This is a genomic window from Streptomyces sp. NPDC048643 (genome assembly GCF_040650615.1).
In the GTDB taxonomy this organism is placed as follows: Bacteria; Actinomycetota; Actinomycetes; order Streptomycetales; family Streptomycetaceae; genus Streptomyces.
Map to the genome: position 1 here is coordinate 1 of NZ_JBEZHO010000033.1, position 14,488 is coordinate 14,488.

General features: G+C 71.4%; 12 protein-coding genes and 2 pseudogenes. 8 read left to right on the forward strand and 6 right to left on the reverse strand.

Features of this window, described 5'->3' with window-relative positions; genetic code table 11:
• Positions 1–95 (forward strand): annotated as a pseudogene (locus AB0C62_RS27500) (short-chain dehydrogenase); the annotation flags it as partial.
• A 33-nt stretch (positions 96–128) separates the two neighbouring features.
• Here the strand turns inward: AB0C62_RS27500 and AB0C62_RS27505 are convergent.
• Positions 129–2,195: a SpoIIE family protein phosphatase gene (locus tag AB0C62_RS27505; RefSeq protein WP_362977543.1), complete on the reverse strand. Its 2,067-nt coding sequence runs from the start codon at positions 2,193–2,195 to the stop codon at positions 129–131.
• 320 nt (positions 2,196–2,515) lie between these two features.
• On the opposite strand from AB0C62_RS27505, the gene AB0C62_RS27510 reads away from it, so the two are divergent.
• The gene (locus AB0C62_RS27510; protein ID WP_362977545.1) at positions 2,516–4,981 is read left to right on the forward strand and encodes a SpoIIE family protein phosphatase; all 2,466 of its coding nucleotides are present in this window, start codon (positions 2,516–2,518) and stop codon (positions 4,979–4,981) included.
• Positions 4,982–4,987: 6 nt separating this feature from the next.
• Here AB0C62_RS27510 and AB0C62_RS27515 read toward each other — a convergent pair whose 3' ends face one another.
• The 3 genes from AB0C62_RS27515 to AB0C62_RS27525 form a co-directional block, all read right to left on the reverse strand.
• Positions 4,988–5,479, reverse strand: coding sequence for a three-helix bundle dimerization domain-containing protein (locus tag AB0C62_RS27515; RefSeq protein WP_362977547.1), 492 nt, complete (start codon positions 5,477–5,479; stop codon positions 4,988–4,990).
• Positions 5,480–5,871: 392 nt separating this feature from the next.
• On the reverse strand, positions 5,872–6,324 hold the full coding sequence (locus AB0C62_RS27520) for a phospholipase (protein WP_362977549.1): 453 nt from the start codon (positions 6,322–6,324) through the stop codon (positions 5,872–5,874).
• A gap of 153 nt (positions 6,325–6,477) precedes the next feature.
• Positions 6,478–6,903, reverse strand: coding sequence for a contact-dependent growth inhibition system immunity protein (locus AB0C62_RS27525; RefSeq protein WP_362977551.1), 426 nt, complete (start codon positions 6,901–6,903; stop codon positions 6,478–6,480).
• Between the two features lie 314 nt (positions 6,904–7,217).
• On the opposite strand from AB0C62_RS27525, the gene AB0C62_RS27530 reads away from it, so the two are divergent.
• Positions 7,218–7,817 (forward strand): isochorismatase family protein, encoded by a 600-nt coding sequence (locus AB0C62_RS27530; protein WP_362977553.1) that lies wholly within the window; start codon positions 7,218–7,220, stop codon positions 7,815–7,817.
• Between the two features lie 10 nt (positions 7,818–7,827).
• A complete protein-coding gene (locus tag AB0C62_RS27535) occupies positions 7,828–8,739 on the forward strand; it encodes a DJ-1/PfpI family protein (RefSeq protein WP_362977555.1) in 912 nt (303 codons plus the stop codon).
• A gap of 16 nt (positions 8,740–8,755) precedes the next feature.
• On the opposite strand, the gene nhaA is transcribed toward AB0C62_RS27535, so the two are convergent.
• Positions 8,756–10,657 carry a Na+/H+ antiporter NhaA gene (gene nhaA / locus AB0C62_RS27540; protein WP_362977709.1) on the reverse strand — a complete coding sequence of 634 codons (1,902 nt, stop codon included), beginning with the start codon at positions 10,655–10,657 and terminating at the stop codon, positions 8,756–8,758.
• A gap of 155 nt (positions 10,658–10,812) precedes the next feature.
• On the opposite strand from nhaA, the gene AB0C62_RS27545 reads away from it, so the two are divergent.
• The 3 genes from AB0C62_RS27545 to AB0C62_RS27555 are packed head-to-tail and all read left to right on the forward strand — an operon-like array spanning position 10,813 to position 12,460.
• Positions 10,813–11,412 carry a molybdopterin-dependent oxidoreductase gene (locus AB0C62_RS27545; RefSeq protein WP_362977557.1) on the forward strand — a complete coding sequence of 200 codons (600 nt, stop codon included), beginning with the start codon at positions 10,813–10,815 and terminating at the stop codon, positions 11,410–11,412.
• Positions 11,382–12,137, forward strand: coding sequence for a ferredoxin reductase (locus tag AB0C62_RS27550; protein WP_362977559.1), 756 nt, complete (start codon positions 11,382–11,384; stop codon positions 12,135–12,137). The genes AB0C62_RS27545 and AB0C62_RS27550 overlap by 31 nt, the downstream gene beginning before the upstream one ends.
• Positions 12,138–12,139: 2 nt before the next feature.
• Positions 12,140–12,460 carry a DUF6510 family protein gene (locus AB0C62_RS27555; RefSeq protein ID WP_362977561.1) on the forward strand — a complete coding sequence of 107 codons (321 nt, stop codon included), beginning with the start codon at positions 12,140–12,142 and terminating at the stop codon, positions 12,458–12,460.
• An 88-nt stretch (positions 12,461–12,548) separates the two neighbouring features.
• Here AB0C62_RS27555 and AB0C62_RS27560 read toward each other — a convergent pair.
• Positions 12,549–13,784 (reverse strand): annotated as a pseudogene (locus AB0C62_RS27560) (IS701 family transposase).
• Between the two features lie 205 nt (positions 13,785–13,989).
• Between AB0C62_RS27560 and AB0C62_RS27565 the strand changes: the two are divergent.
• Positions 13,990–14,280 (forward strand): hypothetical protein, encoded by a 291-nt coding sequence (locus tag AB0C62_RS27565; protein WP_362977563.1) that lies wholly within the window; start codon positions 13,990–13,992, stop codon positions 14,278–14,280.
• Positions 14,281–14,488 lie beyond the last annotated feature (208 nt).

Below are 14,488 nucleotides of genomic sequence, written 5' to 3' on the forward strand. Positions count from 1 at the left end.
TCGCGGCGGCCGTGGTGCGCGACGGAGGGAACGCGGTGCTCGGCGCGCGCACGGAGGCGAACCTGGCGAAGTCGGCGGCCGAACTCGACCCGGAGCCCAAGGTCGGCGCACGATCCGGACCACGCGCCCTAGGTCGCCCGTGCGATGAGGAGTGCCACGTCGTCGTGGTCGTCGGAGTTGCGCAGGCCGTACAGGAGGAGGTCGCAGAGTTCCTCCAGAGGACGGCCGGGTTCGTCGAGGAAGCTCAGCAGGACGTTCAGGCGGTCGTCGATGGGGTGCAGGCGGGTCTCGACGAGTCCGTCCGTGTAGAGGACGAGGACGTCGTCGGCGGCCAGGTCGACCGTCGTGGTCTCGAAGGGGATCCCGCCGACGCCGAGCGGGGCGCCCGGCGGCAGGTCGAGCAGAACGGGCGCGGTGCCGGGGCGGGCCAGCGCGGGCGGCATGTGGCCCGCGTTGGCCACGCGGCACTGCCTTGTGTGCGGGTCGTAGACGGCGTACAGGCACGTGACGATGTAGTGCTCCAGATCGCAGGTGATCTTGTCCAGGTGCTGGAGCACGTCGCCGGGATCGAGGTCGAGGTCGGCGTAGGCGCAGGTGGCGGTGCGCAGCCGGCCCATGGTGGCGGCCGCGTCGATCCCGTTGCCCATGACGTCACCGACGACCAGGGCGGTCCTGTCGTCCGACAGCGGGATGACGTCGTACCAGTCGCCGCCCACCTCGCTGGTGGCCTGGGCCGGCTGGTAGCGAGATGCCACCTCCAGACCGTTGAGGTGCGGCGGGTGCTCGGGCAGCAGGCTGCGCTGGAGGGTCACCGCGGTGTTGCGGACGCTCTGGAACCAGCGGGCGTTGTCGATGGCGACCGCGGCACGGCTCGCCAGCTCCGTCGCCAGCACGACGTCGTCGTCGTCGAAGGGGACCGGGTTGCGGGTGCGCTTGAGGTCGAGGGCACCGAGCACCTCACCGTGCGCGATCAGCGGGACCGCGAGGTACGAGTGGACGCCGGCCTGTGCCAGCAGGGAGCTGGCCTGGGCGTCCCGGGCGATCCGCGGCAGGTCCTGCGCACCCACGTGCCGCACCAGCACCGGCCTGCCGGTGTGCACGCACAGCGTCACCATCCGGTCGCCCTCGTAGGTGGCCAGGTCACCGGGAGGGTCGGCGGCGCGCAACGCCACCGTGGGATGGGACGCCTTGAGCGCCAGCGCGCGGAAGAACTCCGGGCCGTTGTCCGGCCGGCGCATACGGCGGCACGCCAGCGCCGAGTCGAGGACGTCGACGGCGACCACGTCGGCCAGCTCCGGGACCGCGATGTCCGCCAGTTCGCGGGCGGTCTGGTCCACCTCCAGGGTGGTGCCGACCCGCGTCGAGGCGTCGGCGATGAGCGCCAGGCGACGCCGCGCCCGGTCGGCCTCGGCGGCCGCGCGGTGCCGCTCGGTGACGTCGACGACCGAGGCCGCCGCGCCCAGCACCCGCCCGCCCGGGTCCTCCAGTCGGTAGAACGACAGGGACCAGGCGTGCTCGTGCTCGGGATCCGCGGGCGGCCGGCCCACGTGGTACTGGTCGAGCAGCGGAGTGCCGGTGGTGAGCACCTGACGCAGCGCGGACTCGACGGTGTCGACGTCGGGGAACGGCAGCGTCTCCCGCAGATGCCGTCCGATGTGGTCCTCCGCCGGGATGCCGTCGATCCGCTCCAGCGCCGGGTTGACCATGAGATAGCGCAGGTCGGGGTCCATCAGGGCCAGCCCGATGGGGGACTGGTTGATCAGCTGCTCGCACAGCGCGAGGTCGGTCTCCACCCGTTGCAGCAGCGTGTGGTCCGCGGCGATGCCGAGGGCGTACACATCACCGAGGTCGTCCAGGAGCCGCATGTTGCGGAACTCCATCAGGCGGGTGCTGCCGTCCTTGTGCCGGATGGGGAAGGCGCCGGCCCAGCTCCGGCCGGTCGCCAGCACCTCGGCGAACAGCTTCGAGACGGACTGGAGGTGCTCGGGGTGGATGATCAGGCGCGCGGCGTACTTGCCGAGGACCTCCTCCGCCGTGTAGCCGATCAGGTCCTCGGCCTGCGGGGTCCAGAACACGATCCTGCCCTCGGCGTCGAGCACCATCGCGGCGACGCTGAGGACGTCCAGCAGCCCGGTCGGCCGGCTCGCGTCGGGGTCGTAGCCCCCGCTCTCGGACTGCAAGGAATCGGCTGTCATCCCTGGCCCTCCTCCACCGGCCGGCGCGGTGTGCCGGCTCTGACGCCGGTGTCGCGCACGTCGGCCCGTACCCCGGCCCTTCCATGCTGCGCCCTGACCCCGGTCATGCCCACTCCAGAGCGGCTTCTTGGCATGTACGGGACTGAGGGGGGAGCCCGGTTCCGGGTCGCGTGCGCTGACGCCGACGCGCGTTTCCGGGGCGGCGCCCCGGCGCCGGACGGCCCGCCGGCCCCACATGCCCGGGGCCCCGCACGGTGTCGTCCGTCGGGCCGTGCACAACACGCGGACTAGCAGGAACATGGCTGTAGAGGATGAGCTGCATGGACTCCGCGCAGGAAGGTTCCGACGCGTCCGTGTCCGAGGGACCGGGCGCACACCTCGACGCGTCGACCGACGCCGCGGTGGTGGTGTCCGGCGACGGTGTGCTGATCGGCTGGACCCGCGCCGCGGAAGCACTTCTCGGCTACCCGGCGGCCGAGATGGTCGGGACCTCCGCCGGACGCCTGCTCGCGATGGAGCGGGACCCGATCCGCGTGGCCGGCATCGCCGACCGATGCCGCGCCGGGATGGGCTGGAGCGGCTCCGTCCCCGTACGCCGCAGGGACGGGCGGCCCGTCGAGGTGGACCTGCGGGTGTCCGCCGCGTTCGGCATCGACGGCCATGAGTGCTTCCTGGTGTCGGCGCGGGACCAGCGCCGGCGATGGACGGCGGACCCCGCGTTCCTCGACCGGTTCGTGACCCGCTCGCCGGTCGGCATGGCCGTGCTCGACCTGGACCTGCGCTACGTGTGGATGAACGACACCCTGGAACACCTGGGCGGCGTACCCCGTGACCAGCGCCTCGGCCGCCGCCTGATCGAACTGCTGCCCGGCCTCCTGTCGGAGACCATCGAAGGCCTGATGCACAAGGTCCTGGCCACCGGCGACCCCGTCATCGACTACGAGTACCTGGGATGGAGTTGGGCCGACCCGTACCGCCGGCACGCCTACTCCACCTCCTTCTTCCCGCTGCTCGGAGCCGACAACTCCTTCACCGGCGTGTGCTACACGGTCCTCGACATCACCGAACGGTGGAACGCCCGGGAACTCCTGTCCCTGGTCAACGAAGCGGCGACCAGCATCGGCGGCACCCTCGACGTCCTGCGGACCGCGCAGGAACTCGCCGACTTCGCGGTACCGCGCTTCGCGGACTTCGTCGTCGTCGACCTTCTGGAGTCGGTGCTCAGCACGGAGGGGCACGGCGCCTGGCTGTCCGACGCGGGGCCGGCCTCCGTCACGCCGGAGATGCGGCGCGCCGGGATGAGCTCGGTGCGCGGGGGCTGCCCGGAGGCCGTCGCCCGGATCGGCGACCGCGCCGACTTCCTCCCGCCGCCGCACGACGTGCACCTGCTCACCGAGGGCGAACCGGTCCTCCTCTCCGTTCTCGACCCGTCCGACGAGCTGTGGCTCGCCGAGGAACCCGAGCGGGCGAAGAGCATCCGCCGCTTCGGCCTGCACTCCCTCATCTCCGTGCCGATGAGGGCCCGCCACACCGCCCTCGGCCTCGCCACGTTCGTCCGCTCCCTCAACCCGGTCTCGTTCCTGCCCGACGACGTCCTGCTGGCCCGCGAGGTGGTGGCGCGAGCGGCCCTGTGCGTCGACAACGCCCGCCGCTACACCCGGGAGCACACGGCGGCCGTCACCCTCCAGCACAGCCTGCTGCCCCACCCCCTGACCGGCGGAACAGCGCTGGAGATCGCCTCCTCCTACCTGCCGGCGGACCCGACCGGCGGGGTCGGCGGCGACTGGTTCGACGTCATCCCGCTGTCCGGGGCCCGCGTGGGCATGGTGGTCGGCGACGTGGTCGGCCACGGCATCACCGCCGCCGCCACCATGGGCCGCCTGCGCACCGCCGTACAGACCCTCGCCGACATGGAACTGCCCCCCGACGAACTCCTGGCCCATCTCGACGACCTCGTGCTCCGGCTGAGCGAGGAGAAGACCCATGACGAGGCGGCCGGACAGAACGCGTCCTCGTCCTCCTTCCTCGGAGCCACCTGCCTGTACGCCGTCTACGACCCGGTCACCCGACGCTGCACGATGGCGCGGGCCGGACATCCGCCGCCCGTCGTCGTCGGACCCGACGGAGAGGTCTCGTTCCCGGAGCTTCCCGCCGGCCCGCCGCTCGGGCTCGGCGGGATGGCCTTCGAGGCGCACGAGATCGAGCTGGAGGAGAACAGCCTGGTCGGTCTGTACACCGACGGTCTCGTCGAGGGCGACCACGACATGGAGCAGGGCATGGCCCGGCTCGGCGAACTGCTCGCGGGGCCGGATCGGGACCTCGAAACCCTCTGCTCGGCCGCGGTGCGCCAACTCGTACCCGTGCCCCAGCCCGACGACATCGTCCTGCTCCTCGCCCGTACCCACACCCTGGGAGCCGACCGGGTCGTCTCCTGGGACGTCCCCGTGGACCCGGCGGCCGTGTCCGACGTACGGGCCCGGGCCACCCGGCGCGTCGAGGAGTGGGGCCTCGGCGACCTGGCCATGACGACGGAACTCATCGTGAGCGAACTGGTCACCAACGCGATCCGCTACGCGGAGCCGCCCATCCGTCTGCGGCTGCTGCTCGACTCCCGGCTGACCTGCGAGGTCGTCGACGCCAGCAGTACCGCCCCGCGGCTGCGGCACGCCCGGAGCACCGACGAGGGCGGCCGCGGCCTCTTCCTGGTGGCCCAGCTCTCCCTGCGCTGGGGGGCCCGTCACACGCCCGAGGGGAAGGTCATCTGGGCGGAACAGGAGATCCCGTGAGCGTGTCTACCGCTCGACGCCGGTGGCCGTGGCGGTCGGCCCCTGATCGCTGACGACGCGGAACACGGTCGCGGTGGCGGGCACGATGTCGGGCACGATGTCGGGCGCGGTGGCGGGAGCGGACATGGACGGCGGCGTCGGGGAGGCGGCGCGTTCCCGCTCCAGGGCGACGAGCAGGTTCCGAGCCCGGCGCTCGACGAGGATGGGAACGTAGGTCCTGATCTTCGCCTGTCGGAACGCGTCGTGGGCAGCGGTGACCGTGTCGTCGACGACGGACGCCTCGATCGTGGGGTGGTCGGCCTTCAGCCGCGTGGCCAGGTGGAGGAGCGCGGACTTCTCGTCCTGCCGGCCGGCGCCCGGCCCGGGGTCGGCGGCGTGGCCTGCCGCGGGACTGACGTCGGTCGACGCTTGCGGAGTGCTCGGCGGGCCAGGATCGTCAGCCGGGCGGGTCTTCGCCGGCGGCTCGCTCTCCCCGGCCGCGGAGGGCGCGGAAGCCATGCATTTCTCGGCACCCATGGGTGCCACGGGAACCGCAGGTGCTCTGTCGGACAGGGGTGCCGAGTCGTCCGCCGTCATCGCTCAACCGCCCGCGCTTTCGCTCGCCGATCCGCCGCCTCCCTCATTCTCGGCCCGTCCGCCCGAATGTGCCTGACGGGCGACATCGGGCAGGCGGAGGGGGAGCGGGAGGGCGCTGAGAGCGGGGCCAGGGCACCCGACCACCGCATCAGCCGGCGAGGGGAGGGCCGGCTGATGCGGGTGGCTGGGGTCGGGCCGGAGCGTGTGACGAGGGCCGTCTCCGTCAGGGATCGGCATGCCGAGGCCGGCAGGGAGCCCATGAGACCTGACGAGATGTCATGGATGACTCGGCGGGCGGGGTTTGGGCCGTGCGATCAGCCGAGGGCCTTGACCGCCTGGTAGTAGGTCCACGCCGTGCTGGTGCAGGCGGTCTTCGTCGCGCCGCTGTAGCCGTTGCAGACCCGCTTGAGGTCCTCGTAGAGGGCGCTGTCGAGACGGGACTTGTTGGCGTCGAAGGATCCGGCGGCCTTGTAGTTGCGGTAACCGAAGTCGTGGCGGGCGCAGGAGGTGGAGAAGGGGAAGCCGAAGGGGTTGTCCGGCGAGGAGGAGCAGTAGTCGGTGGACCAGTCGAACGAGTACGCCGACCAGGCGGCCTGATTCGATCGCGCCGCGGTCCACAGGCTGTAGCTCGACGCGCTCGTCTGCGTCCAGCTGGACAGGATCTGGGGCTTGTCGGCAGGAGCGGCGGTGGCCGTGCCGGCGGTCGCGGTGATGGCGGCCAGAGCCATGGTCGAGGCGGCAAGGCCGGTGGCGAATCTACGGTGCATCCCACACCTCCACGAAGGTGCCGCCCGGTCGGGCAGCAGGTTCATGACAAGATGATCGATGGAGTGATCCTCCTTGCCTAGCCGTCGGCGCTCAACAATTAATGAATTCAAGTAGTTTTCGAGTCGCCGGCACCTGAACCACCCTTGTCCCGCTCACGGTTGGGTGGCGGGCCGTCCGGTGAAGCGGGCGAGTTCCTCGGTCGAGCCCCGGGGCAGTTCGGCGAGATCCGCGTCCGGCAGGGCTGCGATCTGGGCACTCAACCGCGTGCGCAGATCGGGCAGGAGAGCCCACGCCGAGTCCGGCGCTCCCGCGGCCGTGAGCAGCAGGTCCCCCGGGTAGAACGTCGCGTCCAGCAGGGGAGCTTCGAGCAGCAGAAGCGCCGCGAGCGGGAGCGTGCAGTGCAGAGCCACCTGCTGCGCCACCAACATGCGCAGGTCACCCGGGCGCAGGTCGCCCAGCTTCCTGTGCCGCAACGCGTGCACAGTCCGGATGAGCCGAGTGGCGTCCGCAGGGGGTGCCGGCCAGCGGGGAGGGTCTACCTCGTCGAGTGTGCGGCCGAGGTGGAGCAGTGGGTCCATGGGGTCATTCTCGTGGTTGCGGGGCGCCATCGGTCGGGGTGTGGAGCAGGGGGCCGTCGGCCGTGAAGTCGGCGTAGCCGCCCGGCTGTCCACGCCGGTGTGATCATGACCGAGGACGATCCCCCATCGGCACGCCGTCGTCCCGGTGGGGTCGCGCATGCCGTACGGGCCGGAGCGTGCGCGGCTCGCCTCGTGGCCCGGGTCGCGCGAGCCGAGCATCGTCCGCGGACGGCGTGTGGGTGTGACCGGATCGGTCCGGTGCCGGACCCGATGAGGCCTGTCGCCATCCTGTCCTGGCCCGTCAGAGTGGACCCATGACCCGAGCACTCGTCGTCATCGACGTCCAGGAATCCTTCCGCGCACGCCCGCTGTGGGAGACCATCTCCGATCCGAAGATCGCCCATCAGGTGGACCGGCTCGTGCGGCTGGCACGGCGGGCCGGCGACACCGTGGTGTGGGTGCTGCACTCCGAGCCCGGCAGCGGCGACGTGTTCGACCCCGCGCTCGGCCACGTCCGCCTGCTGGAGGAGCTGCATCGCGAGGAGGGCGAGCCGCTCATCCACAAGACCTCGCACAACGCCTTCACCACCACCAACCTGCAGCAACTCCTCACCGAACGCGGCATCCGCGAACTCGTCGTCTGCGGCATCCGCACCGAACAGTGCGTCGAGACGACCACCCGCGTCGCGAGCGACCTCGGCTACCAGGTCACCTTCGTCACCGACGCCACCGCGACCAACCCCATCGCGCACCGCGACGCCCCCGCCGACCAGAGCGTGGCCGATCTGCTGTCCGACCCGCGCACCCTGAGCGCCGACGAGGTCATCCGGCGCACCGAGTACGCCTTGGCCGGACGCTTCGCCACCATCGCCACCGTCGACGAACTGGAAGCAGCGGCCGGCTCTCGGGCATGATGACCGGATCGTGAGCCACATCGTCTTCTTCCTGGTGCCCGGAGTCCACCTGCTGGACCTCGCGGGACCCGCGCAGGCCTTCTCCACGGCCGCCGACTTCGGGCACCCCTACACCCTCCACTACGTCGCCGAGCAGCAGCAGGTCCCGAGCGCCCAGGGCCTGCCCCTGGTGGCCCGGCTCGACTGGCCCGAGCTGGGCCCCGAGGACCTGATCGTGGTCCCCGGCTGGCGCGCGCTCGACCTCACCGACGCCCCCGCCATCGGCGAACCGACCCTGCGCCTCCTGCGCGACCATCACGCCCGGGGCGGCACCGTCGCCAGCGTCTGCGCCGGAGCCGACGCGCTCGGCCGGGCCGGCCTGCTCGACGGCCGCCGCTGCACCACCCACCACGACGTCCAGGACGACCTCGCCCGCCGCTACCCCCGGGCGGTCGTCGTCCGCGACGTGCTCTACACCGCCGACGACCGGGTGGTCACCTCGGCCGGCATCGCCAGCGGGATCGACCTCGCCCTGCACATGGTCGCCACCCGCCACGGCCCCGCCGTCGCCGCACAGGTGGCGCGCGACATGGTGGTCTACGCCCGGCGCAACGGCCACGAACCGCAGGCCAGCGCGATGCTCCGCTACCGGTCCCACCTCGACGACACCGTGCACCGCGCCCAGGACCTGCTGGACACCCGGTTCGACCAGGCGCTGCCCCTGCCCGACCTGGCCGCCGCCGTGGGGGTGAGCGAGCGCACCCTCACCCGCCTCTTCACCCGCGCCACCGGCGGCCTCACCCCGCTGCGCTATCAGCAGGCCCTGCGCCTGGAACGCGCCGAGCACCTCATCAGCCACGGCCTCACCGTCGACGCCGCCGCCCACGCGGTCGGCTTCGAGGACGCGCGCATGCTGCGCCGCCTGCGCGCCCGTACGGCCTGAGACGTCGTCGCCCCCGTCAGGTCTTGCGGCCCGCCCCCGTCAGCGACGCCCGCTGGCGCGCCGCACGGACCGCCGCCGTCAGCGAGGCGATGTCGTAGGCGCCGTAGTGGCGGCGGCCGTTGACGAAGAACGTGGGGGTGCCGGAGACGCCGCTGAGGTCCGCCGACTCGACGTCCATGGCGACCCGGGGCGCACCCGCGCGGGCCCGCAGGTCGTCGCGGAAGCGGTCCGCGTCCAGGCCGATCTCGGCGGCGTAGCGCAGCAGGTCCTTCGGGCGCAGGTCGCCCTGATGGGCCATGAGGAGGTCGTGCATCTCCCAGTAGCGGTCCTGGTGGGCCGCGGCCTCGGCGGCCTCCGCGGCGAGCTGCGCGTTGGGGTGCACGTCGGTGAGCGGAAGGTGCCGCCACACGTAGCGGACGTCACCGAAGTCGGCGAGGAGTTCGCGCACCACGGACTCCGCCAGACCGCAGTAGGGGCACTCGAAGTCGCCGTACTCGACGAGCGTCACCGGCGCGTCGAGCCGCCCCCGCACATGGTCGCGCTCCACGTCGACGGGTTCGCTGAGGTCGACGATGGCCTCACCGGTGCCGAGCAGGGCCCGCGCACGGGATCGCGCGTTCAGGGCGCCGATCAGCAGCGTGACGATCCACGTGAGCAGGAACGAACAGGCCACGGCGGCCAGGATGCCGATTTTCGCCTGCTCCAGCCGGTCGCCCTCGAAGGCCAGGGACGCGATCAGCAGGGCCACGGTGAAGCCCACCCCGGCCAGCGTGCCGCCGGCCGTGATGGCACCCCAGCCCACGGGCGGCCGCAGGCGCCCCCGGCTCGCCCTCGTGGTGAGCCAGGTTGCGCCGATGATGCCGACCGGCTTGCCGAGCACGTAACCGAAGAGGATGCCGAGGGTGACCGGCGAGGTGAAGGCGTCGGCGAGCTCCCCGGCGCCGAGGGTGATGCCCGCGTTGGCCAGCGCGAAGAGCGGCACGATGACGTAGCTCGTCCAGGGATGGAACATCTGCTGGAGCCGCTCGTTCGGCGAGAGCGTCGAGGCCAGCCCGCGCCGCACGGTCCGTTCGAGTTCCGGGGTGGGCTGCTCCCGGAACCGCCGGAAGAGCCTGCTCGCGTGCTCCAGGTCGCCGCGGTCCGCCGCGTACGCGTAGGTCAGCAGACCCATGGCGAGACCCGTCACCACCGGGTCGATCCCCGACTTCAGCAGCGCCACCCAGATCGCCACACCCAGGACCCCGTACAGCGCGGGGACCCGCCTGCCGATGGTCTGGCGCACCAGCAGGACCACCACGAAGAGACCGAGTGCCGTCAGGAGCGCGGGCAGCGCGATGGCGTCGCTGTACGCGACGACGATGACGCCGAGGGCCAGGAAGTCGTCCACCACCGCGATGGTGAGCATGAAGACGCGGAGGTTGTTCGGCAGCCGTGACCCGAAGATGGCGAGCATGCCCAGCGCGAAGGCCGTGTCCGTGGACATCGCCGCACCCCAGCCGTGCGCGTCGGAGCCGTGGCCCGCCGTGACGGCCAGATAGATGGCCACCGGCACGATCATGCCGCTCACCCCCGCGAGCAGGGGCAGCGTCACCCGGCGGCGTTCCCTCAGCTCGCCCAGGTCGAACTCGCGGCGCGCCTCCAGCCCCACGACGAAGAAGAACAGCGTCATCAGCCCGCTGTTGATCCACTCCCGCAGGTCCAGCGACACCCCGCCCGACCCGATGCGCACGGACAGCTCGGTGCCCCACAGCGACTCGTACGAGCCGGGGCCCATGTTGGCCCAGGCCAGTGCCGCCAGGGTGGCGCCGAGCAGCACGGCGGCGCTGCCCGTCTCCGTCCGCAGAAAGGCGCGCAGCGGACTGCGCGGCTCCGTTCCGCACAGACTCTGGCCCGACAGGGACGACGACTCGGATGGCATGGTCACCCTCTGATTCTCACCCCGGACCGGATCCGACCACACGCCGCCACCCGGCAAGCGGCGCTCCCATGTGCGCGGACTGCCGACCGTGCGGACGTCGGCCGGGCGCGGGAGAATCGACGAGTGCGCATTCCGGACAGGAAGGGCGTGGCACTGTGGTGACCTTCTCACCCGGCTTCCGGGGACGGCCGAGATCCTCCGACGGGCGGCTGCCGCCCGGACAGTACGAGGCGTACGACTTCCCCGTACTGTCCGCCGGGCCCACACCCCGGGTCAGCCGCGACACCTGGCAGTTCACGGTGACCACCGAGACCGGCGCCGAGCACACCTGGTCCTGGAAGGACCTGATGGGGCTGGCCTCCGAGCGGCCGACCGTGGATCTGCACTGCGTCACCAAGTGGTCCAAGTTCGACACCCACTGGCAGGGCGTCTCTCTGGACCTCCTGCTCGCGGACGTCGAGACGGCCGCCGAGTTCGCCCTGGTCCACGCCTACGGCGGCTACACCACCAACCTCCCCCTGCAGGACCTGCTCGATGGCCAGGCGTGGATCGCCTACGGCTACGACGGCGACGACGTGCCGCCCGAGCACGGCGGCCCGGCCCGGCTGCTGGTGCCGCACCTGTACCTGTGGAAGTCGGCGAAGTGGGTGCGCGGGATCCACCTGCTCCTTGACGACGAACCGGGGTTCTGGGAGAGCGCCGGCTACCACGACTACGGAGACCCATGGCGCGAACAGCGGTACCAAGGCGACTAGGAGACCGGCTGCGCTGGCGGGCGGCCACGCTCACGGAGCGGCGGCAAGAGACAGCGGCCGCGAGCACCCTCCTCCTGGACGTTCCCGGCTGGCCCGGACACCTCGCCGGCCAGCACGTGGACGTGCGGCTGACGGCCGCCGACGGCTACAGCACCCAGCGCAGCTACTCGATCGCCTCCGCACCCGGCGCGGAGCAGGTCGAGCTGACGGTCCAGCGCGTCACGGACGGGGAGGTGTCGCCGTACCTCGTCGACGTGTTCGGTGCCGGTGACGCGGTGGAACTGCGTGGGCCGGTCGGCGGCTGGTTCGTGTGGCGCCCGGAGCAGACCGAGCCCGTGCTCCTGGTCGCCGGCGGCTCCGGACTCGTCCCGCTGATGGCGATGATCCGCGCACGCCGTGCCGTCGGCGGCCGGTCGCCGTTCCGGCTCATCTACTCGGTGCGCACCCCACAGGACCGGCTGCACCAGGACGAACTGCGCCACACCGACCCGGGGTTGGACGTGGCGTACGTCTACACGCGCACCGCCCCCGACGGTTCGCGGCGCCCGCCCGGGCGGCTGCGCGCCGAGGACCTCGTGACGTCCGGGTGGCCGCCCGACTTCGAGCCCACCGTCTACGTCTGCGGGCCCACCGGCTTCGTCGAGTACGCGGCCGACCAACTGGTCGGGCTCGGCCACGCCCCCGGACTCGTCCGCACCGAACGCTTCGGTCCCAGCGGAGGCTGACCATGACCACGCTCCCCATCGACGCACCGTACGACGCCTACGACGACGACGCCCACGAGGACGGCAACGTCCTGGCCGGTCCCCTCTCGGAGGTGTTCGCCGTCGACCTGACCGTGGCGGTCGCCACCTGCACCGGCTGCGGCAGCGCGGGACCCGTCGCCCGGCTGCGGGTCTACGGCCGTGGGCCCGGGCTGATCGCCCGCTGCCCGGACTGCGCCCACGTCGTACTCCGGCTCGTCCGCGGCCCCGGCACCGCCTGGCTGGACCTGCGCGGAACCGTCAGCCTGCGCATCGCGCTGCCCGACGCCGTCCCCGACGCGTAACGGGTCCACCGCCGTCGGCGGTCGGTCAGGATTCGAGAAGCGCCCAGCATCGGGCCTCGCCTAGTACTCCAGCCGTAGATCGTGATCTTCAGGCTGGAGTGGCCTGTCGTCGGTAGTGGCTGGCGTGGGAGCGGGCTTGATGGCGGCGTCGCCACTCGGACCACCGGAGTCGGTGCGTGGCTGCATGGCTGGTATGGGCGACGAGCGTCGTGAACAGGTGCTGGATCTCATTGCAGGTCAGCGGGATCAGGCCTTCCGGAGCCTGCTCTTGAGCACGTTCGTTAGCGGTGGCCGCGGCGAGGAAGGCGTGGGCGAGCATCGCGAGCGTGACCCAGCGATGCCATGGGGTCCACCGCCTGACCTGGCGTTCGTCCAGTCCGGCCAGTCCCTTTCCGGACTGGAAGGTCTCCTCGATCGTCCACCTGCGCCCTGCCACTTTCACGAGGGTGGACAGCGGCACCCGATCCGCCGAGTAGCAGCGGTAGAAGGCGAGTTCACCGGTGCGCAGGTTACGGCGGACGAGCAGGTGGCGATGGCCTGGCCGGTCGTCGGCGATGTCGACCAGGGCCCAGTCGTAGAAGCGGTGTCCCTTGGCTCCGGTGCCGGCGGAGAGCTTCTGCCAAGCCCGTTTCGGCAGCTGCTTGACCAGGGCATCGGCGCGGAACTTACCCGCGCGGGTGAGAATCTCGTGGTCGCAGGCGACGCCGAGGACGTAGCGGACCTCACGCCCCTCCAGCGAGGTCCGCAGAAGCGGGTTGCCTCCGTAGACCTCGTCACCGGCCACCCAGGACGCGGGGACGCCAGCGTCCAGCGCACGGCCGATCATACGGGCGGCGAGCGCGGGTTTGGTGGCGAAGCCGACCGTGTCGGGTATCCCGGCGGCTCGGCAGCGGGCGGGGTCCTCAACCCAGGAACGCGGGACATACAGCTCCCGGTCGATCGCCGCGTGCCCCCGCGGGGTCGAGTAGGCGAGGTAGACGGCGACCTGGCTGTTCTCGATGCGTCCCGCGGTGCCGGTGTACTGACGCTGCACCCCAACCGTGGCGGTGCCCTTCTTCAAATCGCCGGTTTCATCGACGACCAACACCGCGTCGTCATAGCGCAACTGCTCGACGACGAAGCTGCGGATGTCGTCGCGGACGGCGTCGGCGTCTCACCTGGCCCTGGACAACAGATGCTGCAGGCCGTCCGGGGACGCGTCCCTCGCGTGCTCCGCGAGCATCCAGCAATTCTTGCGTGGCAGGTCCGACAGCAACCCGAACACCAGCGCCCTCGCCCGACGCCGCGGTTCCACCCGGGCGAACCGCCCCGCGATACGGTCCATCAACACCTCGAGCAGGTCCCGCCAACGGTCAGGATCTATGCTGTGACCTGCGGCCACGGTCTGATCTTCTGTCTTCACACACCGATGATCACCGGTGGCCGCACGCCTCCCCGGACCAGCACCGGCCAGCACGATCAGGATCTGGTCCTGAGCACCAGTTCTGGAGTTGAACAGGCCGATGGACCTGCCCTCGAGAGAGATCTGCATGCCCCTCAACGAGGTCGTCGCAGTCTTGCAGGACCTGAACGAGTTCGTGGTCTCCCTCGACCGGCTCGGATCCCGCCAGGCATCCGGAACCGCCGACGAGCACACCGTCGGAACGTTCATCGCCGACTGGGATGTCGCGCGACGATTGTCCCGCGCCCGCCACGTCATCAGCGTCGCTCTAGATGAGCAACTGAGCGAGGAAGACAACCTCGCGATCGACGCGCTGTGCGAGCAGGGCCGCTTCTACACGGACAACGTCGGCTACCCCTCTCCCGACCAGCCCAGTTGATACGGCAAGCCCGTCAGGTCGGACCCATCAAGACGAGAATCAGTCCCACCGTGACCTGGCATCCGACCAACAAGATCACGATCTACGGCTGGAGTACTAGCCTTGCTCCCCGGGCGTCGTCACATCGCGCGCGTCGGCTTCGTCAGGGTGGTGGACGGAGGCTCCCGGCCGCGCCCTCGCGGACGGAGCCGACGCAACAGTGCCCGAC

Coding starts and splice junctions, on each gene's coding strand:
- AB0C62_RS27505 (WP_362977543.1), bottom strand. CDS start 2,195: ATGACAGCCGATTCCTTGCAGTCCGAGAGCGGGGGCTACGACCCCGAC.
- AB0C62_RS27510 (WP_362977545.1), top strand. CDS start 2,516: ATGGACTCCGCGCAGGAAGGTTCCGACGCGTCCGTGTCCGAGGGACCG.
- AB0C62_RS27515 (WP_362977547.1), bottom strand. CDS start 5,479: ATGGCTTCCGCGCCCTCCGCGGCCGGGGAGAGCGAGCCGCCGGCGAAG.
- AB0C62_RS27520 (WP_362977549.1), bottom strand. CDS start 6,324: ATGCACCGTAGATTCGCCACCGGCCTTGCCGCCTCGACCATGGCTCTG.
- AB0C62_RS27525 (WP_362977551.1), bottom strand. CDS start 6,903: ATGGACCCACTGCTCCACCTCGGCCGCACACTCGACGAGGTAGACCCT.
- AB0C62_RS27530 (WP_362977553.1), top strand. CDS start 7,218: ATGACCCGAGCACTCGTCGTCATCGACGTCCAGGAATCCTTCCGCGCA.
- nhaA (WP_362977709.1), bottom strand. CDS start 10,657: ATGCCATCCGAGTCGTCGTCCCTGTCGGGCCAGAGTCTGTGCGGAACG.
- AB0C62_RS27550 (WP_362977559.1), top strand. CDS start 11,382: ATGGCGCGAACAGCGGTACCAAGGCGACTAGGAGACCGGCTGCGCTGG.
- AB0C62_RS27555 (WP_362977561.1), top strand. CDS start 12,140: ATGACCACGCTCCCCATCGACGCACCGTACGACGCCTACGACGACGAC.
- AB0C62_RS27565 (WP_362977563.1), top strand. CDS start 13,990: ATGCCCCTCAACGAGGTCGTCGCAGTCTTGCAGGACCTGAACGAGTTC.